At 54.6% G+C, this 18,723-nt stretch carries 17 protein-coding genes; 3 read left to right on the top strand and 14 right to left on the bottom strand.

Annotation, left to right across the window (positions count from 1 at the left end; translation table 11 throughout):
* Position 1: 1 nt before the first annotated feature.
* The 7 genes from BUB13_RS17125 to rsxA form a co-directional block, all read right to left on the bottom strand.
* Positions 2-1,102: a GGDEF domain-containing protein gene (locus BUB13_RS17125; RefSeq protein WP_072909988.1), complete on the bottom strand. Its 1,101-nt coding sequence runs from the start codon at positions 1,100-1,102 to the stop codon at positions 2-4.
* A 159-nt stretch (positions 1,103-1,261) separates the two neighbouring features.
* Positions 1,262-1,852 carry an electron transport complex subunit RsxE gene (gene rsxE, locus BUB13_RS17120; protein WP_072909987.1) on the bottom strand — a complete coding sequence of 197 codons (591 nt, stop codon included), beginning with the start codon at positions 1,850-1,852 and terminating at the stop codon, positions 1,262-1,264.
* Positions 1,849-2,454 carry an RnfABCDGE type electron transport complex subunit G gene (locus BUB13_RS17115; protein ID WP_072909986.1) on the bottom strand — a complete coding sequence of 202 codons (606 nt, stop codon included), beginning with the start codon at positions 2,452-2,454 and terminating at the stop codon, positions 1,849-1,851. Before BUB13_RS17115 ends, rsxE begins: the two co-directional genes overlap by 4 nt.
* A 13-nt stretch (positions 2,455-2,467) precedes the next feature.
* The gene (locus tag BUB13_RS17110; RefSeq protein ID WP_072909985.1) at positions 2,468-3,454 is read right to left on the bottom strand and encodes an RnfABCDGE type electron transport complex subunit D; all 987 of its coding nucleotides are present in this window, start codon (positions 3,452-3,454) and stop codon (positions 2,468-2,470) included.
* A gap of 1 nt (position 3,455) precedes the next feature.
* Entirely contained in the window at positions 3,456-4,772 is a 1,317-nt protein-coding gene (gene rsxC / locus BUB13_RS17105) for an electron transport complex subunit RsxC (protein ID WP_072909984.1), read from the bottom strand.
* Positions 4,773-4,788: 16 nt separating this feature from the next.
* Positions 4,789-5,622: an RnfABCDGE type electron transport complex subunit B gene (locus tag BUB13_RS17100; RefSeq protein ID WP_072909983.1), complete on the bottom strand. Its 834-nt coding sequence runs from the start codon at positions 5,620-5,622 to the stop codon at positions 4,789-4,791.
* A gap of 18 nt (positions 5,623-5,640) precedes the next feature.
* The gene (rsxA, locus tag BUB13_RS17095; protein ID WP_072909982.1) at positions 5,641-6,222 is read right to left on the bottom strand and encodes an electron transport complex subunit RsxA; all 582 of its coding nucleotides are present in this window, start codon (positions 6,220-6,222) and stop codon (positions 5,641-5,643) included.
* 398 nt (positions 6,223-6,620) lie between these two features.
* Here rsxA and BUB13_RS17090 point away from each other — a divergent pair, with 398 nt between their 5' ends.
* Together BUB13_RS17090 and BUB13_RS17085 are read left to right on the top strand one after the other, a co-directional pair.
* Positions 6,621-8,519, top strand: a complete 1,899-nt coding sequence (locus BUB13_RS17090; RefSeq protein WP_072909981.1) for a PAS domain-containing sensor histidine kinase — start codon at positions 6,621-6,623, stop codon at positions 8,517-8,519.
* Between the two features lie 30 nt (positions 8,520-8,549).
* Positions 8,550-8,921, top strand: a complete 372-nt coding sequence (locus BUB13_RS17085; RefSeq protein WP_072909980.1) for a response regulator — start codon at positions 8,550-8,552, stop codon at positions 8,919-8,921.
* On the opposite strand, the gene BUB13_RS17080 is transcribed toward BUB13_RS17085, so the two are convergent.
* The 7 genes from BUB13_RS17080 to BUB13_RS17045 all read right to left on the bottom strand — a co-directional run bounded on the left by BUB13_RS17080 (position 8,918) and on the right by BUB13_RS17045 (position 17,887).
* A complete protein-coding gene (locus BUB13_RS17080) occupies positions 8,918-11,362 on the bottom strand; it encodes a PAS domain-containing hybrid sensor histidine kinase/response regulator (RefSeq protein WP_072909979.1) in 2,445 nt (814 codons plus the stop codon). The two genes, BUB13_RS17085 and BUB13_RS17080, sit on opposite strands and share 4 nt — an antisense overlap.
* Positions 11,363-11,366: 4 nt before the next feature.
* Positions 11,367-12,983 (bottom strand): uroporphyrinogen decarboxylase family protein, encoded by a 1,617-nt coding sequence (locus BUB13_RS18675; protein ID WP_084092267.1) that lies wholly within the window; start codon positions 12,981-12,983, stop codon positions 11,367-11,369.
* Positions 12,980-13,651 carry a cobalamin B12-binding domain-containing protein gene (locus BUB13_RS17065; protein WP_072909978.1) on the bottom strand — a complete coding sequence of 224 codons (672 nt, stop codon included), beginning with the start codon at positions 13,649-13,651 and terminating at the stop codon, positions 12,980-12,982. Before BUB13_RS17065 ends, BUB13_RS18675 begins: the two co-directional genes overlap by 4 nt.
* Positions 13,652-13,785: 134 nt before the next feature.
* Complete coding sequence (locus BUB13_RS17060; RefSeq protein WP_072909977.1) at positions 13,786-14,451, bottom strand: cytochrome b/b6 domain-containing protein; 666 nt, start codon at positions 14,449-14,451, stop codon at positions 13,786-13,788.
* Positions 14,452-14,692: 241 nt separating this feature from the next.
* Complete coding sequence (locus BUB13_RS17055) at positions 14,693-14,968, bottom strand: YciI family protein (RefSeq protein ID WP_072909976.1); 276 nt, start codon at positions 14,966-14,968, stop codon at positions 14,693-14,695.
* 22 nt (positions 14,969-14,990) lie between these two features.
* Positions 14,991-16,340, bottom strand: coding sequence for a sigma-54-dependent transcriptional regulator (locus BUB13_RS17050; protein WP_072909975.1), 1,350 nt, complete (start codon positions 16,338-16,340; stop codon positions 14,991-14,993).
* Positions 16,337-17,887 carry an ATP-binding protein gene (locus tag BUB13_RS17045; protein ID WP_072909974.1) on the bottom strand — a complete coding sequence of 517 codons (1,551 nt, stop codon included), beginning with the start codon at positions 17,885-17,887 and terminating at the stop codon, positions 16,337-16,339. The genes BUB13_RS17050 and BUB13_RS17045 overlap by 4 nt, the downstream gene beginning before the upstream one ends.
* A 303-nt stretch (positions 17,888-18,190) precedes the next feature.
* On the opposite strand from BUB13_RS17045, the gene nrfH reads away from it, so the two are divergent.
* Positions 18,191-18,694 (top strand): cytochrome c nitrite reductase small subunit, encoded by a 504-nt coding sequence (gene nrfH, locus BUB13_RS17040; protein ID WP_072909973.1) that lies wholly within the window; start codon positions 18,191-18,193, stop codon positions 18,692-18,694.
* Positions 18,695-18,723: the final 29 nt, after the last annotated feature.

Below are 18,723 nucleotides of genomic sequence, written 5' to 3'. Positions count from 1 at the left end.
TTCAGGCAACCCTGACACAGTTTTTACCAGCTTTTTTTGCCGCATAGACGGCAGTGTCAGCGGCCTTGATCAGCTGCTCCGGGCTCTGCATGGTAGCGTTGCGGGTTGCGACACCAACACTGATGCTTCCGTGCCAGGTGCCGTCGCCGGCCGCGATCTTCAATTCAGCAACCTTGCCGTGCAGCTGCTGAGCGATATGCTGAACTCCTTCCTCTCCTGTTTCGGGGCAGATGATCAGGAACTCGTCACCACCGAGCCGGCAGACAAAATCATCTGTCCTGACAGCGCCCTGAAGTTCTTTTGCCAGCCCGCGAAGAACCGCATCCCCTGCATCATGGCCGTAGGTATCGTTGATTTCTTTAAAATGGTCTGCATCGATCAGCATGCACGACAGAGGCAAGCCTTTCTCCTGGGCTTTCTGCCACAGCAATTCCAGCAGCAGCATTGCTCGACGACGGTTTGCGAGACCTGTCAGCATATCTGTTGATGCCTGTATTTCCAACTGCTGGTTGAGTTGCAGAAGCTCCTGGGTGCGTTCCGAAACCTTGGCTTCGAGGGTCTGGTTCAGATCACGCAACTCCTTGTTGCGCTGCGTGACCTGTGAGAACAAGTTATCGAGGGCCGTCAGCAGGAGATCCGCCGCTTGGTCAACCTCCTGCGCCTCTGTTAAATAGGCTTGTTCTGCCGCTTTACCAGACTCAACAGCCTGCAGCTGTCTTCCCATGCTCAGGTCGGTCCCGAGGATGTGATAGACCAGCCAATTGAGAAGAAAGTCGAACAGGTTTCGCTCACTGCTTTTCCCGGAAATGACATCGTTGTGCAGGGAGGAAACATCTTGCAGGAAGCCTTCATGCTCCTGCTTGTGAAGGCTGATGTGCCGGTCATCGAGATGGTTTCCCGCCATCAGCTCTTCTTCAGTTTTGAAGTGGTACTGAGTGTATGAGACCAGTTCGTCAAAGATTTTTTCCAGCTGTTCGAAGTCGACATTATTCTGCGATAGCAGGGACCCGAACTGGTTGGTAATATCGACCATGTGCTTGTGCTGTTTGTCGACGTCGGAAATTCCTGTTTCCAACTCTTTTTTCCACTGAAAAACGTCCATCTCACACCTTCCTGCCCATGCTCTGTGGTTTTCTGCAAAGTTTAAGAATAGCAGATAGATAGCTTTTGCGCGGAAGGAAAATTTGCGGAACTGAGACAAAAGCAAAAAGCCGGACAACAATTTCTTGTCCGGCTTTTGCGATCTTTCTGTTGGGACTTACTAGCGTCCCGCTTCAACCTTGTTCATCAGCGCCAGTAACAGGCCGAGAGAAATAAATGCGCCCGGTGGCAGGATCATCAGCAGCATCGGCTGGTAGCCGGCACCGAACAGGCTGATGCCGAGGAGCTGGCCGGAGCCGAAAATTTCCCGGACCGCGCCGAGAATGAACAGCGCCAAAGTAAAGCCGAGGCCCATCCCGAGACCGTCGACCGCCGAGTCGATAATCGGTCGCTTCGAGGCGAAAGCTTCAGCACGACCGAGAATCAGGCAGTTGACAACGATCAGCGGGATGAAGATGCCTAAGCTTTGGTAGAGGCCGTAAACCCAGGCCTCCATGCAGAGCTGAACGATGGTCACAAAAGTCGCGATAATGATGATAAAGGCGGGAATCCGCACCTTTGATGGAATCAGTTTCCGCAGGATAGCGACAACGATGTTGGAACAGACCAGCACGAAGGTCGATGCCGCGCCCATGCCGAGTCCATTCTCGGCGCTGGTGGTAACCGCCAGCAGCGGACACATGCCGAGCAGCAGCTTGAAGACCGCGTTCTCTTTCCAGATGCCCTTGGTGAAGGTTTTAACCAGACTCATGACTGACCTCCTTCGGCCAGGATTTTTGCTTTGTTCTCGCGGAAGAACTCCAGCCCCTTCTTCACCGCACCAACGACCGCCCGTGGTGAAATGGTTGCACCGCTGAACTGGTCAAATTCACCGCCGTCCTTTTTCACCCGCCAGTCGGCATTATCCAGTCCCTTGTTTTTGAACAGGTCTTTCCAGGAACTGAAGGTGATTTTGTCGCCTAAACCCGGAGTCTCGGCGTGGGTGAGGATTTCGATGGCGTTGACCATCTCATCCGGCCGGACACCGATCATGACTTCAATGTTGCCGGTGTAACCGTCCGGAGCAATGACTTTAAATGCTGCGCCGACAATTTCGCCTTCCTTGCGGGCGCGGTAGAAGGCGACTTGAACCGGCTCGCCTTTTTTGTTGACGCCATTTTGCAGGCTGACGATATCGGTGTCGGGACTGTTGTCAAACTCCGGTAATACAGCACTCAGGGCTTTGACCATCTGCAGGCGGCGTTGCTCTTTAATCGGTTCGCGGGTTGCCTGTTCCACCTGTGACAGCAGAAAACCGGCGCTGGCAGCGATGATGGTCAGGGTAATCAGCAGGCGGGCCATATCTTTTAGCATAATCTTCCCCCGCCTAAGCTTTCTCAACCTGCCCGTAAATCTTCGGGCGGCAGTAGCGATCGATCAATGGAGTTGCAGCGTTCATCAGCAAGATGGCGAAGGAGACCCCCTCGGGGTAGCCGCCGAACAGGCGGATGAGGATGGTTAGCAGGCCACAGCCGAAACCGAAGATCAGCATCCCCTGGTAAGTGACGGGCGAGGTGACCATGTCAGTTGCCATAAAAAAAGCACCGAGAATCAGGCCGCCGGTCAGCAGGTGGAACAGCGGGTTCGGGTACTTACTGGCGTCAACCAGCCAGAAGATGGCGCCGACACCCAAAGTGGTCCCGATAAAGCTGACGGGGATATGCCAGGTGATAACTTTTTTGTAAATCAGGAACAGGCCGCCGGCCAAAAGGGCGATGGCTGAGACCTCGCCGAGGCAGCCGGCCATGTTACCGGTGAAATAGTCGAGCATACCGCTGTTGAGGTTCTCCGGCAGCTTGCCGGTGAGCATCACCGACATCTTCATTTCCCCCAGCGGGGTTGCTGCAGTGACTGCATCGATCCCCGTGGTTAGCGGCGCCGGAGCAGTCCAACTGGTCATCTGCACCGGGAAGGAAATGAGAAGGACCACCCGCGCGACCAGTGCCGGGTTGAACGGGTTGTAGCCGAGGCCACCGTAGATCATTTTTCCGATCAGGATGGCCACTGCAGCGCCGAGCAACGACAGCCACCAGGCGCTCGATGCTGGCATGTTGAGCGCCAGCAGGATGCCGGTCAGGGCGCCGGAGCCGTCTTTGACTGTGAGCGGCTGCTTCATCAGCTTGTTCGCCAGCGCTTCAAAGGCGATGCAGCCGAGAGTGCAGATCAGCAGCGTTTTCAGTGCCGGCAGGCCGAAGAAATAGAGCGATACGGCCGCGGCGGGCAGCAGCGCGTAAATCACCAGTCGCATGATTCGCTCGGTGGTTTCACCGCTGTGAATATGGGGAGACGATGACAGGTAAAGAGTGTTGTCCACGTCAGATCTTCCTTCTCTTGGCCATGATGCCACCCTTGATGTGGCGGATCGACTGCACCAGCGGCAAGGTCGCCGGGCAGATGTAGGTACAGCAGCCGCACTCGATGCAGTCGAGCGCATTGTAGCTCTCCGCCTCGTCAACCCGGTCGAGGCGGGCATAGGCGGCGATAGTGGTCGGCTGCAGGTGGATCGGGCAGACGCTGATGCAGCGGCCGCAGCGGATGCAGGGGCCGGCGTTTTTACGTGGCAGGTCCTGCTCGCGGAAGATCAGCAGCCCGGAAGTACCGCGAATCGCCGGGACATCCAATGACAGCTGGGTCTGGCCCATCATCGGTCCACCCATGATGATTTTTGCCGGTTTGCCGTCGAGACCGTCGCACTGATCAAGCATATGCTTTAGTGGCGTGCCGACAGCGATCAGCAGGTTTTTCGGATTTCTGATGCCGGGGCCGGTGACGGTGGCGACCCGCTCGACCAGCGGTCGGCCCAGACGGATGGCGTCGCTGATCGCCGCGCAGGTGCCAACGTTCTGCACCACCACGCCGCAATCCATCGGCAGGCCACCGGTCGGCACCTGGCGGCCGGTGCAGGCATCGATCAGCTGTTTTTCCGCACCCTGCGGGTATTGGACTTTCAGCGGCTGCACCTTGATGTTGTGTGGTGCGCACTCTTTGGCCAGCTTTTCGATGGCGTCTGGCTTGTTGATCTCAATGCCGATGATCGCCGTCTCCAGGCCGAGCACTTTGCGCACGATCTTGATGCCATCGATAATCCGTTCCGACTCTTCCAGCATCATCCGGTGATCGGCGGTCAGGTAGGGTTCACACTCGACGCCGTTAAGGATCAGGGTGTCGATCTTCTTGCCTTCCGGTGGTGACAGCTTGACGTGGGCCGGGAAGGTCGCCCCGCCCATGCCGACGATACCGGCTTGGCCGATCAGTTTTTTCAGCGCATCCGCGTCAAGTTGATCCGGGTCTTGTTGTTGTAGCGATTCGTCCCACTGGTCCTCGCCGTCAGGCTTGATGACTACCGCAGGCAGAAGTTTGCCCATCGGGTGCAAGCGTGGTTCGACGGCGATGACTTCGCCCGAAGTTGAAGCGTGGATCGGCACCGAGACAAAGCCCTTGGCAGTGGCGATCACTTGCCCCTTTTTCACCAGATCGCCCGCGGCAACGCAGATTTCCGCCGGGGCGCCAATGTGCTGGGCGGCCGGGATAACCAGTTCATCCGGCAACGGGCAGCGCTCAATCACTTTATCTTTTGCGTATTCTTTACTATCGGGCGGATGCAGGCCGCCAGCGAAAGTTTTTACGTCCATCTTTGTTCAAATCCTCTCAGGCAGCGTCGTTGCGGGGCGGGGCGAAGCTGCTCCCCTCCGGGTAGCCGCTGCTGAAATCACGGATACACTTGGTCGGGCATTTTTCGATCGCCAGCGCCGCCTCTTCGTCATGCTCATAGTCGACTTTGGCGAGAAAGGTCTCTACCGCGTAAGCTTCCGGCACCGTCTTTTTGCAGATGTGGCAGCCGATGCAGCCGATGTCGCAGTAACTACGAATTTTTGCGCCTTTGTCGGTGCTGTTGCAAAGGACGTGGGTGGTCGATTTGCGTGGTGTCATTTTGATCACCTGGCGCGGGCAGACGGCGACACACTTTTCGCAGCCGGTGCATTTGTCGCGGTTGATGACGGCAAGGTTTTCGCTGGTCATTTCGATGGCGCCGAAGGGGCAGGCCATCTCGCAGCTGCCGAGGCCGAGGCAGCCGGCCGGGCAGTTCTTCGGCCCGTCGGCAATTTTCTGGGCGGCGTTGCAATCGGTCAGGCCGAGGTATTTATATTTTACCCGCGCCTTGGCGTTGTCACCCTGGCAGGCGACAACTGCGACTTTGGGTTCAACCGCAGCTGCTTCAATGCCGAGAATTCTGGCGATTCCCTCCAGTGTTTCTATGCCACCGGGAGTGCAGAGGTTTGGAGCTGCCTTGCCTTCAGCCACGCCTTTGGCGAAGCCTGAGCAGCCTGGGTAGCCGCAGGCGCCGCAGTTGGCGCCGGGCAGAACATCAAGAATTTCCAGCTCGCGCGGGTCGACCTCAACGGCGAACTTTTTCGCTGCAATGCCGAGGGCGGTCGCCGCGACCAGCCCGATTCCACCGAGACTTAATACTGCTGCTAACATCTGATATCTACTCCGAGTTTAACCTTTGACCAGGCCGGCGAAGCCCATGAACGCCAACGACAGCAAGCCAGCAGTCACCAGCGCAATCGCCGTTCCCTGAAAACTGCGCGGCACCGGGCAGAGATCGGTCCGCTCGCGCAAGCCGGCGAACAGGACCATCGCCAGGGTAAAGCCGAGTCCGGCACCAAGAGCGAAAACCACAGATTCAATAAAACTGTAGCTCTTCTGGATATTCAGCACGGCGACACCGAGCACGGCGCAGTTGGTGGTGATCAACGGCAGAAAAATGCCGAGAGATTGGTAAAGCACCGGGCTGGTTTTCTGGATGACCATCTCGACCAGCTGGACCAGCGAGGCGATAACCAGGATGAAGGCGATTGTCTGCAGGTACTCGATACCGAAAGGAGTCAGGATCAAATACTGGATAAACCAGGTGACCACCGAGGCGACAGTCATAACGAAGATGACGGCCATGCCCATGCCGAGGGCAGTTTCGACCTTTTTCGAGACCCCGAGAAAAGGGCAGATACCGAGAAAGCGTGCCAGTACGAAGTTGTTTACGAATACCGCACTGACCAGTATCAGTAAAAGTTCAACCATTGATGACTCCCGAGACGTATACAAATGGTAAGACCACTTGTTTTAAAGGAGGTTGCCTTGCTTGTCAAATGTTTTATTTTTCAGAGGGATAGGGACTTCATTGAAAAGATATGATGCCTTCAGCGAAAGCGGATCCAGCTGAAGAAGCGGCAGCATAACACAGGGCGCATAAATAGCGAAAAAAACTGAAAATAGTATACGCCTGGGGAGAATTTCTCTCTGCTGCGATGGGTGCTATTGATGTTTTGTTAACAGCAAATTATCACTTTATCGCCATTGTTGGCTTTTAAATTGCTCAGATTAGCTCCCTATGCCGATGTGATTTGTTTTTCTGGTTATATGACCAAATCCTACTATATCGAATAGTGAATTGCCCAATTTCTTAATGAGTTTGCCAAATGACCTTGTTGCCGAAAGAAGACGTTGCTTTCTCGCTGCAGCCTGAGCCGTATTTCAACCAGTTGTTGCGACTGACCAGTTTTTTTCTGCTTGGTGCCTTTTTTCTGTCGACCTGTGCCACCTTGCAGAAGCTGCTCTTTTCGCTACCGCTGGAGTGGCGTGGTTACCCAATCCCGTTGTTGGCCGGAGGCAGCTGCGGTTTGATCGTCGGTTCTGCGGTCTACCACCATAAACAGAGTAGCTATGGGCGCAACAACAGGAACCTGCGAGGCAGAGAGTTTTACACTGCGCTTATTCGCCAGGTGTTGCAGTTCAGCCTGTTTTTTGCTGTTGGCGCACTGCTGCTCTGCCTGCTGTCGCTGCTGCAGAAATCCCTGGCCGGGTATCCGATCGAATTGCGGATGTTCACCATCCCGACCTTGTTCGGCGGTTTTTCCGGCGTCAGTGTTGGCTGGTACCTGCTGGAGCTCTCCCGCAGCAACCAGTACCGTCTGGCGGATGAGCGGCAGTACTACAACCTGTTCGAAAATGCCAACGACATGATCCAGATTGTCTCTCTCGACGGTCGCCTGCTTTACGCCAACAAGGCCTGGAAGAAGACTCTCGGTTATCAGGATGCCGATCTGTCACAGGTTAACATTTTCCAGGTGATGCACCCCGATTGCCTGGCGGAGACTCAGCAGAAGATGCGGCGGATGCTCAAAGGTGAGCAGGTAGAACGGATGGAGTTGAAATACCTGACCCGCGAAGGGGATGAGCTGATCGTGGAGGGCAGCTCGAGCATCAGCCTGGTGCGAGGTAAACCGGTTGGTTTCCGCTGTATTCTGCGTGATATTTCGGAGCGCAAGCGGAATGAGCAAAAACTGAAGCAGGCCCTGCTGTCGAGCCGGGAAGCGCATCACAAGCTGGATCATCTGCTCAGTGCCGTTGTCGATGGTATTTTGCTGATCGACAAGGACCGAAAAATTCAGTTGGCCAATCCGGCAGCAGCCCGCCTGTTGAGAATAAAGCGTGAACAGTTGCTGCAACGCAAACTATACGATGCCATTTCCTTCCTGCCGATCGGTTTGGTCGAAGATCCGTCCTGCAAGGATTTCATCCTCAAGGTTCCGGTGACAGAACAGCAGGAGCAACGCTTTCTGCATGCGCTGCTGTCGCGACAGGGCGATGGATCTGCGATTCTTTCCTTGCATGACGTGACCCAGGAAAAAGAACTTGACCGGATGAAAAACGAGTTCATTTCCACCGCTGCCCACGAACTGCGGACGCCGCTGACGTCGATCATGGGTTTTTCCGAGTACTTCCTCAGCTCGCCGCCGGAGACATCGGAGGAGGGAGTGAAAATGATGACCACCATCCACGACCAGGCGCAAGCGCTGTCGGCGATTATCAGTGACTTGCTCGACCTCTCGCGGATTGAATCGGGGCGCGGATTTATCCTGCAGAAGAGCTTCTTCTCCATGCCACAGCTGATCGAGCAGACGATCAGCCAGATGGCGCCGAGCAAGGCTCACCCGATCCAATTGCAGCTGGGTTGTGGCGATGTGCAGCTCTCTGGTGATCGCGGCAAGCTGCGCCAGCTGATCGAGAACATCGTTGGCAACGCTATCAAGTATTCACCCGATGGCGGCGAGATAAAGGTCCGCGGGGCGTTACGGGGGGACCATTACGTGCTGCAGGTGAGCGACTGCGGTATCGGCATGACGGCAGAGCAGACAGAACGGGTGTTCGAGAAGTTCTACCGGGCCGATTATGCCAACACCGCGATTTCCGGGATCGGGCTGGGAATGAGTATCGTTCAGCGGATCGTGCAAGCCCATGGTGGCCTGGTGCGGATCAAAAGCAAGCCGGGCCGGGGAACCAGGGTGACGGTTTTTTTGCCGCGGCTGGCGGCTTGACCATATTTTGGTCATAAAGAAGGAGAGAAGATGGAGAAAATTGTTGTTGCTGATGATCACTCATCGGTGCGGGTGCTGGTGGAGATGATCCTGCAGCGTGAAGGGCGGCAGGTGTTGCATGCGGCGGATGGTGAACAGGCGCTGGAAGTGACGGAAAAGGAGAAGCCGGATCTGCTGATTCTCGACCTGATGATGCCGGGGAAATTTGATGGTTTTAGCACGTTGCAGCAGCTGAAAGAGAAACCGCTGTACAAGGAATTGCCGGTACTGGTGTTAAGTGCCTGCCATCAGCCGCAGTACCGAGAGCGAGCCCAGTCACTCGGGGCTAAGGATTACCTGCAGAAACCCTTTCCGATCGATTCTCTGCTGCAGGCGGTCGACAGGTTGTTGCCCACAGGCTAACACTTGTTGAGCGCCTTGCCGACAGCTTGTAGCAGGTTTTCCATTTCCAGCGGTTTCATGCAGAAGGCGTCGAATCCGGCCTTTTTCAGCTCCTGCTCGTTGACCTTTGAACTGTAGCCGGTGCAGAGGATAACCGGCAGCTCCGGCCGGATGCGCCGCGCCTGCTCTATCAGCTCTTTTCCCGTCAGGCCGGGCATGGTCTGGTCGGTGACCAGCAGGTCGAAGCTGTGGGGATTTTCCTTGATTTGTGCCAGTGCCTGGCGACTGTCGGTTGTGCAGCTGACCTCGTAGCCGGCGTACGACAAGATCTCTTTGCCCAATTCTGCAAGCATCTCTTCATCATCGACAAAAAGAATTCGTTCCGAACCTGTTGGGATTGTTTTGTTCTCTGTTTCTGCCGTTTCAGAATCTGTTGCTCCCGCTAGTGGGAAAAACAGCTCGAAACTGGTACCGCTTCCCGGGGCGCTTTCAACTTTAATCAGTCCCTGCAACTGGTCAACGACGCCCTGTACAGTTGAGAGGCCCATGCCGGTGCCTTGATCCACCGCTTTCGTCGTGAAGAAAGGATCGAAGATTTTCTCCTTCACTTCTTTACTCATCCCGCAGCCGGTATCTTTGACGCGGAGGCAGACATAACGTCCGGGAGCACATTGATACTGGGCGGGGATATCGTTGGCCCAGAGTGTTTTTGTGAAAATAGCGATGCTCAGCTGACCACTTTCATCCATGGCGTGAACGGCGTTGGTGCAAAGATTGATCAGGGCTTCCTGAATCCGGGTTGGATCGGCTTTGATGATCGCTGTTTTTCCATCGACATCAACCTGATAATCGATGTCAATAGTTGTCGGAATCGTCGAACGCAACAGGTTGAGAGTTTCTTCGACGATCAGGGAAATAGAGATAGGTTTTTTGCTCGACTGGCCCTGGCGACTGTAGAGCATGATCTGCTTGATCAGGTCGCGTGAGCGCAATACGGCAGTCTTGGCGTACTCGAGCATCGGTTTGAGTTCCTGCGGATCGTCCAGCTTCAGCAGGGCCAACTCGATGTTGCCCATGATGATCGACAGGTTGTTGTTGAAGTTGTGCGCCATGCCGCCAGCCATGACCCCGACCGCTTCCATCTTGTATTTCTGCCGCAGCTGTTCCTCCAGCTTTTCTTTCTCCGCTTCGGCCTCTTTACGCTCACTGATATCGCGGACGGTGGCAAGAATATATTTTTCGCCTTCCAGTGCGATCAGAGCGGCGTTGATCTCGACCGGGAAGGTTTCTCCATTTTTCTTTCTGTGGGTTACTTCAAAGGTATATTCTTTTTGATCTTGATACACTCGCGGCGCTTTACTGTCGACCCTCCCTTCTGCATTAAGGTCGCTGGGGGTCATCTGCAGAAATTCGTCCCGGCTATAGCCATAACGCTCAGTGGCAACGGAATTGATTTCGACAAATGGGCCGAGCTGATCCTGTTCAAATCGGTGCAGAAAGACGGCATCCTTCAGGTTGTTGAGCAAAAAACGGTATTTCTTCTCACTTTCCTGTAATTTTAACCGGGCCTGTCGTTGTTCGGTTTCGTCGACGATCAGGGCGAGTATTCCCGTAAAATTATCGTTCTCATCATAAAGCGCGCTGGCGGAGACGGCCCCCCAGAAGGCGCTGCCATCTTTGCGGCGGTAGCGGGTACTGCACTTTTGCGTTGGCTCGACTTTTAGGGCGAGTTGCCGGATCGATAACCTGTGCTGTTCCAGGTCTTCCGCAACGATAAATTCGTCTGCACAACGGCCGACCAGTTCCTCCTGGTCGTAACCGAGCATGTCCTGCCAGCGTTGGTTGACGGACAGGTAACGGTTGTCGGCATCTTTATGCACCATGCCGACCAGTTTGTTGTCGAAAAAGGCCTGTAACGATTCGCGCTGTTTTTTCAGTTCAAGCGAGTTGCTTTCCAGCAGCAGTTCCTGTGTTTCGAACAGTAGTGCACTGCGCAGGGCCAGCGCGATGACCTGTGACATGGCGGTGAAAATATGACGCAGGCTGACAACATGTTCCAGTTCCGGAAGCCCGAACAGCAGGAGCCCTCCTGCCCGCTTGCCGCTGGTTTCGAAAGGAACCGCCATGCTCAGGCCGGCGTTCAGTTCATTCAGGTGAGCAGCTGCCGGGGATTCCTCTTCAGGGCTCCAGATCTGAATCTGGTGATGGTTGTGCATCTCGTCGACCAGCGCCCAGAAGGCAGGCTGTTCGGTCATTGTGGCGCGGCGCTGGGGAATGGTCGCCAGGATGCGATGCTGATGAGCCTCTTCTTGAATCAGAACCGCTGTTTTTGCACCGCTGATTTCGAGGAATTCCTGGGCTGCAAATTCAGGAAACTGGTCGGTCTGATTCACTTTCTGCAGCAGTCCCTCCAGGAAGGAAACAGTCATCGACTGGTATGCCGGGTGATCGGTTGGGACCATAAGATTATCCAGCCTCCTGCAGGGTTTCCAAGGTTGCTGAGATCTCCCTCAGAAGAGGGTTGAAGTCGAGCGTCTCGACCCGCCATGGCAGGCCACAAAAATCGGAACACTCTTGCAGTTCTTTTTCCGGGATCGGCTGACAGCCATTGTCCAGGTAGAGTAACTCAGAATGATGCTCCGGCATGAATTGCCGAGCCGTTTTTTCATCCAGGCCGAGCTCTTTGGTAAAAACTCTGTGCCAACGCAGCGTCCACTCATGCAGCAGGACGAAGGATCCTTTTTGGCGAATCTCGCGGTAACGTTCTTTGCCGAGGATAATTTCGATACAGTTGCTTCCCTGCAGCCGCAAAACCCGTCCCGGTTGTTCCGCCTGAAACATCCGTGCGTGGCAATCGCCGTAAAGCAGGATGATTTTATCGTACCTTTGCAGTTGCTGCTGAATGGTTTTATTGAGACCTTCCTCAAGTTTTTTCGGCCGCATATGCAGCATTGAATCGAGATAAACGATGGGGAAGTCAATAGCACCTGTTTCCTGCAGATGATGCAGTTCATCGGAAAAAACCCCGCAGGAGATTCCGAGAATTTCACCTTTTTTTACCTTTTCCTCAACATGTTCGGCTTCAGCAGCTTTTTTCAGTGCCTGGATGTTTTCTATCGGTGTCTCCGGGCGAATGTCTGCACCGGAGGTGCCGAGGGTGAAGCGTGTCTCGCCGCGACAGTGGTGCAGCAATTCGAGAGCTTGTCGATAAACGCCATCCGCAGTCATACGGTGGAAATTGGGGCCATCGAGGTTGCCGTCGAGCAGTTGTCCGGAGGCAATTTTTCCTCGCGCCAGCAATGGATCTTCCCCCGGGTTCAGAACGAAACCGGCAACATTCGGCAAATTGCTGAACAGATCGAGGAACGGCAGGATAGCAGCCCCCCCCGAATGGAAAATGACCGGCCCCTGTAATTGGCTGAAGGCATCCTGCATGACTGGTATGGCGATGCTTTCAGCCAGCCCGTAAGTGAGAATTTTCGGATTGACGAACAGCCCGCTGATGATAATCATTGGAGCGCCGAGGGCGAACATCCGGTTACAGCGTGCGACAAAATAGGGAACACTGACATCCAGCGCGGCCCTGGCATCTTCTTCGTTGAAGAGGAGTCCCTGCAGCCAGTTTTCCACCCCGACGATGATGGCAGGAAGGTCGAGTGGCCCCAGCATAATCGGTGCGATCGGGACCTCGTTGCTGAATTTTTTAACCAGTCCGTCGACAGCGTTTTCCTGGTATTGGACAACCGGATGCTGAAGCAGCTCAGCGACTGTAAATTCGCTGATTTTACGGCAATCGCGAAAAGCTGCCCTGCTCATGTTCGGTGGCTGATTTTCGAAGTACTTGACGGTCGTGCCAAAAGGCAGCCCCTCTTTGGCGAAACAGAAAGGACCGAACAGCACATCCGGCTCAAAGTTGTCGTAAACTGCCTGCTGACCGGCGATGTAGGCGTTGCTGTCGGTATAGTATTTTTCCAGTGGGCAGTTCGTCAGTTTGGCGCCGTAAAGAGACAGCAGTGGGACAACCGCCCGTCGGTCGACCGGCTTTCCGGCAACGCTGGCAAAAACCCGTTCCCAGCTGTTCATATATTTTCCTCTGCCAGCGATCTTTGCCAGAGCTGTTCGAAAAGATCGAGGGCTTCGATGGCGTTTAGCGCTGTCCCGTCAGCACCGACTTTTTCGATCGGCAGCAAGTTTTCGTTGAACACCGCGCCGCCGACGGCCAGCTGAATTTTTCCACCCAAACCGCGGCGATCGATTTCGTCCCGCACTTTTTTGATATTCAGCGCATGACTGTACATCATCGCAGAAGCGCCAATGATGCGGGCATTCTGTTTGACTGCTTCGTCGACGAACTCTTCTGCCAGGACATCGTTTCCCATATCGACAACATTCCAGCCGTGCATGGCGAGGAAGTTACCGAGCAGCCGACGGCCGAGCTGGTGGTAGTCATCTTCGATATTACCGATGATAACAGTGCGCTTTTCACTGGCGTTCTTAACCGGGTCGAATTCGGCAAATGCTTTGGTTGCGATGTCTTCGGCTATTTTCCCGGCGACATAGCCCTGCGCCAGGGAAATTTCCTCCCCTTTTGACCATTCAATGCCAAACTCGCGGATGACCGGTTCCAGTAACTCTGTCAAGGCTTGGGAGTAGCTGCGTGTGGCGGCCCACTGATCGACAAAATCCAGCGCGTTTTGCCGATTGGCGGAAAAGACGATCTCCAGCAGTTGCTTCTGGTCGGGATTGAGCATCAGCGATCCTTTTGTAAAAACAATGCAGTACGAAGCTGCAAGTGTAGCATATGTATTCGCTAATGTTTGGCGGGAGGCAAAAAAATGGGCGGCATTAAAGCCGCCCGATAACAAAGAGATGTTGCTGGGTTGTACTACCCCACCGGGTGCTCCCCGGTGTGGTCTTCTGGCTCTTCCCAGCCGGTCCACATTGTTTTGATGTGTTCCAGCGGGGTTTTGCCGAGGGTCGCCAGGTAGACGTGGGTCGGCAGAAAAGCGATCAGGGTACAGGCGAGAAGAAAGTGCAGGCTGACGAGTAATTTCAGGCCGCCGAGCATGATGATGATTCCACGCAGCGGCTCGACGTTGGTCAGGAAGATTCCGGAGAGGCTGACCAGTGGCATCAGCACGAACATGATTGCCAGGTAAGCCGATTTCTGCATCGGGTTAAACTTGTTGTCCGGTGTCGGATGATGCGGGTTTTCAAAACCAAGAAAATAAGTCAGGAAGTAGAACTTGGCCTGTTTGAAAATACCGCTTTTCAGGTCATCCATTTTCGGCACGTAGAGGTTGGCCATGGTCCGGGCGACGAAAGTGTAATAGAAGAACCAGAGCGTAAAGGAGATAGCGACGACGTAGCCAGCGACGTTGTGCAACTGAATTGCCGCCTTGTAGCTGCCGAGCCAGCTGATGTATTCCGGGAAGCGAATTTGGGCACCGGAGATGGCAAGAGTGATGATGCCGAAGGCGTTTATCCAGTGCCAGATGCGGACTGGTGTCGGCTGCAGATAAATCTTTTCATTGTTCGTTGCTTCACTCATTGTTTCCCCCTTTTCTGCTGCGACTTGTTGCTGTGGCCGTTGCAGAAATTTGTTCGTCGGTCACAGCTTGTTTATTAAAACTAGCAAGCAGCATGCCGAAAGGAAGAGAGCTGAATAAAGCTTGTTGTTCAAGTAAAATTAGTGGGTTGGAAGGTTTTGCCCGGTTTGTGAATTTATTGCTGAAAAGGAAATTCCTGCCGGAGAGGAAATATTTTCCTCTCCGGCAGGAAAATATTTGGTTTTAGGGCAGCACTTTTTTCCATGGCTGAATGACGACATGCTCAAACAGACCGGCGTTGGCGTAGGGGTCGCTGGAAGCGAACGCGGCGGCTTCTTCTTCGCTTTCGAGGTCGAGAATGACCACCGATCCGTTCATGTTGCCTTCGGCGTCGAGGGTCGGTCCGGCAGCGTGCAGCTTATCGCCGTAGCTTTTCAAAAACTCAACGTGGGCAGGGCGGTTGTCCATCCGCACCTGCAGGTGATCGGCCTTGTCGAAACAGTGAATTACGTAAAGCATTTTCTCTCCTTTTTATGGTTGATTACAGGTTGTAATTTTTCATCTTTTCCCACAGGTTCTTGCGGCTGATGCCGAGAATCGCAGCGGCTTCGGTTTTGTTGTCGCCTGCTTTTTTCAGCGCCTGCAGGATACACTTTTTCTCCGCGTCGGCAACAGCATCGGCGAGGGTTTCAGCAATAGGTACTTCAGAACTGGCGGCCTCCGGTTGTGTGCCGCGCAGTTCGAAGGGCAAATCCCAGAGCTGGATCAGCGGGGCAGGGGCGAGCACCGAGACCCGCTCCAGCAGGTTGCGCAGCTCGCGCACGTTGCCGGGGAAGCTGTGGTTCTCCAGTGCCTGTCGGGCTTCCGGCGACAGCTTGAACATCATTCCCCGCTCCTGTCCGAACTCCTGCAGGAAGAAGTCGGCCAGCAGGCTGATGTCGCCCGGGCGATCACGCAGGGCGGGCAGTTCGATCGGAATCACCTGTAGCCGGTAAAACAGGTCCTGACGGAAGTTGCCCTTTTTTACCTCTTCGGCCAGGTTCTTCGCCGTTGAACAGAGCACCCGCACATTGATTGGGATCTGCTGTTTGCCGCCGACCCGTTCGATCTCTTTTTCCTGCAGCACGCGCAGCAGTTTCACTTGCAGATCGAGCGGCATGTCACCGATTTCGTCGAGCAGGATGGTTCCTTGATCGGCTAGTTCAAATTTGCCGACGCTGGTTTTGTCGGCACCGGTGAAGGCGCCTTTTTCATGGCCAAAAAACTCCGATTCCATCAGCCCATCGGGGATGGCGGCGCAGTTGACCCGCACGTAGGGTTTGTCGGCGCGCCGGCTTTCAAAATGGATGGCGGCGGCGACAATCTCCTTGCCGGTGCCGCTTTCGCCCTGAATCAACACCGAAGAGTCGCTGCCTGCAACCTGGCTGATCAGGTTGAGCACTTTCTGCATCGGTGCGCTGTTGCCGATCAGTGGCCGGCGCTGGCCGCCGCAATGCTCCAGTGAAACGCAGCGCGCCTTGATCGCCTGCATCTCCAGGATCCGCTTGATACGGAAGCTTAAATCATCCAGATCGAAAGGTTTCTGGATGTAGTCAGCGGCACCGTTTTTCAGACAATTGACGGCGGTGTCGGTGCTGCCGTGAGCGGTCATCATAACCACCTCGGTGCGCGGCGACAGCTTCTTCACCTCGGCCAGCAACGCTTCACCGTCAAGTCCTGGCATGCGGATGTCAGACAGCAGCAGCTGGTAATTGTTCTGTCCGATCAGCTCCAATGCTTTGTTGCCGTTTTCCGCTTCATCGACCTGCCAGCCGTAGACGCGCAGGTGGTCGACGACAGTGATGCGCATGATCTCTTCGTCTTCGGCAACCAGGATTTTCGTCGATGTCATTCTGTCTCCAATTTATTTTGTAATGGCACGCTGATGGTGAAGACGGCACCACCGTCAGAGTTGTTGCCGGCAGTCAATTCGCCATCCATCTGTTCAATCAGTGAGTAAGAAACCGACAAGCCCAGCCCGGTTCCTTCACCGACCTCCTTGGTGGTGAAGAAAGGTTCGAAGATTTTATCCAAGTGCCCTTCGGCGATGCCGGGGCCGTTGTCAGAAATGCTGATGACCAACTGCTGGTCAATGATATTGCTGATCACCTGCAGTTTGCCTCCGGTTTCTCCCATCGCCTGCACGGCATTGCCAGCCAGGTTGATCACCACCTGGCGCAAGGCCTCCATGCCGACCAGCAGCGGCCGGCCGATGCCCAGCTGCATGTCGAGTTCGATATTGCGGCGGCCGACACAGGTCAGTTCCAGACAATCGCGCAGCATCTCGTCGACATTGCCCTCAATCTGCTCCAGCGGTTCTTTGCGGCCTATGTTGAGCAGCTGTTGCACCGTGCCTTTGATCCGTTCCACGCCCTGGCCGAGCAGCTTCATGTAGCGTTCCATAAGGTCCGGTTTGTCCATGCTGCGCTTCATCGTCTGGATGCAGTTCTGCATGCCGCCCAGCGGGTTGTTGATCTCGTGGGAGATGCCCGCCACCAGTCTGCCGAGAGCGGCCTGTTTTTCACTCTGGAAGACCTGCTCGCGGGTTTTGTCCAGTTCCTGCTGCGACTGTTCAAGACGGTCGCAGAGTTTATGGAAATTGCTGTTAAGTGAGCCGATTTCATCTTTTAGATTGTCGAGGTTCGGGCCGTTCGGCAGTTTCTGCGGATAGCTATCCATCTGCCGGGCAAGGAGCTTCAACCGCTTAGCGACCAGCAGGTCGAACAGGAAGTAGATCGCCAGCGAAACGATGATGATGGTGGCAATAGCGATGTTCAGCAGCAACCGGTTGTTTTGGCGAATCTCGGCGTAGGCCCAATCGATCGGGATCGAAACGCTCATGCCACCACGGATGTCGCCGATTTTATAGCCTTGCACCGCATGGCATTCGAGACAGCGGTCATCAACTTCCAGCGGGGCCATGTAGCGGAGGCGATGTGAGTTTTCCGCTTTTTCAATACTGATCGATTCAATCATCCCGGCATTGAACTGTTCCAGGCTCACCCGCTCGAAATCGTCCGGGACATTTTTCGGGTTCATCGGGTTGAGGCTGGTGACGTTGAATTGTCCCATCCCTTTTTCCGCGGCGTAAGCCGAGAGTTCGCGGGTCACCATCGCCGGGTTGCGTTTGACCAGCCAGTTGCCCTCATCGTCCTGAATCTGGGCGTTTGGTAGAAAGGGGTTGGGCTCGACGCCCGGTTCTTTGACCAGGAACAGGCCGTTGTGGTCGGCGACCCACTGGCGGGTCAGCTTGATCTGATCGAACAGCATCTTCGCCTGTCGGGTCGCCTGTTGTACGACCAGATCCTCCTGAAAGTTAGAGGTGCGGTAGAAGGTGACGCCGTAAGAACAGCAGGTGATCAAAGCGATCATGATGATGAACTTGGTTTTCAGCTGCATCCGAATTCTCCGAGCCGGTAACAGGGAATCTCTATCGCTACCGAACGGTAACACATCTGTCGGGGAGAATGCTACGTTCCGGTAACGATTGGTGTATGGAGAAAAAGATATGTTGCTGAAAAATAACAACTTTTTTCTGGCACGCAGGTTGCTGATAAAAATACTTACGAAATGAGAAATACATCTTTCCCAAGCGCGAAGAGGAGGTCAAATGGGATTCGGTTTTGGTAACGGAAAGTGTGCAGAAAAGCTTTCCATAACTCGCAAAAACAACAGCTGTGGCCAACAGCGAGAGGAGGCACTATGAGAGTTGTGGCCATCTGTTCTGTTGTGGCGGTAATCGGCATGTTCTTCTATCTGGTCGCCGAATCGAAGATGCTGTCCTACATGTCGGAAGAACCTGAGGTCTGCATCACCTGCCACACCATGAACACTCACTATGCGACCTGGCAGCATAGTTCGCATCGCGGGCGGGCGACCTGTGTCGACTGCCACCTGCCGCGCGATTCCGTTTTCAATAAGTACATGGCTAAGGCAAGGGACGGCTTCAATCATTCGATGGCCATGACCTTCAAAACCTACGGCTATAACCTGCGTGCGACTGATAATGCGGCAAAGCGGATTCAAGACAACTGCATCTCCTGCCACGGCAACATTGTCTCGCAGATGCTGGAGAATGCCAAACTGTACAGTAAGACAGAAAGTCATGTGCAGATGGGCCGCAAATGTTGGGACTGTCACCGCGAAGTGCCACACGGCATCACCCGCAACCTGACAACAACTCAAGCGAATCTCGTTCTTGACTAATTTATAGAAACCTTCAGGAGGAAACGACT

It is taken from the genome of Malonomonas rubra DSM 5091, from assembly GCF_900142125.1.
Taxonomy (GTDB): domain Bacteria; phylum Desulfobacterota; class Desulfuromonadia; order Desulfuromonadales; family Geopsychrobacteraceae; genus Malonomonas; species Malonomonas rubra.
Note: the sequence above shows the minus strand (reverse complement) of the source record. Positions and strands in the feature narration are given on the sequence as shown.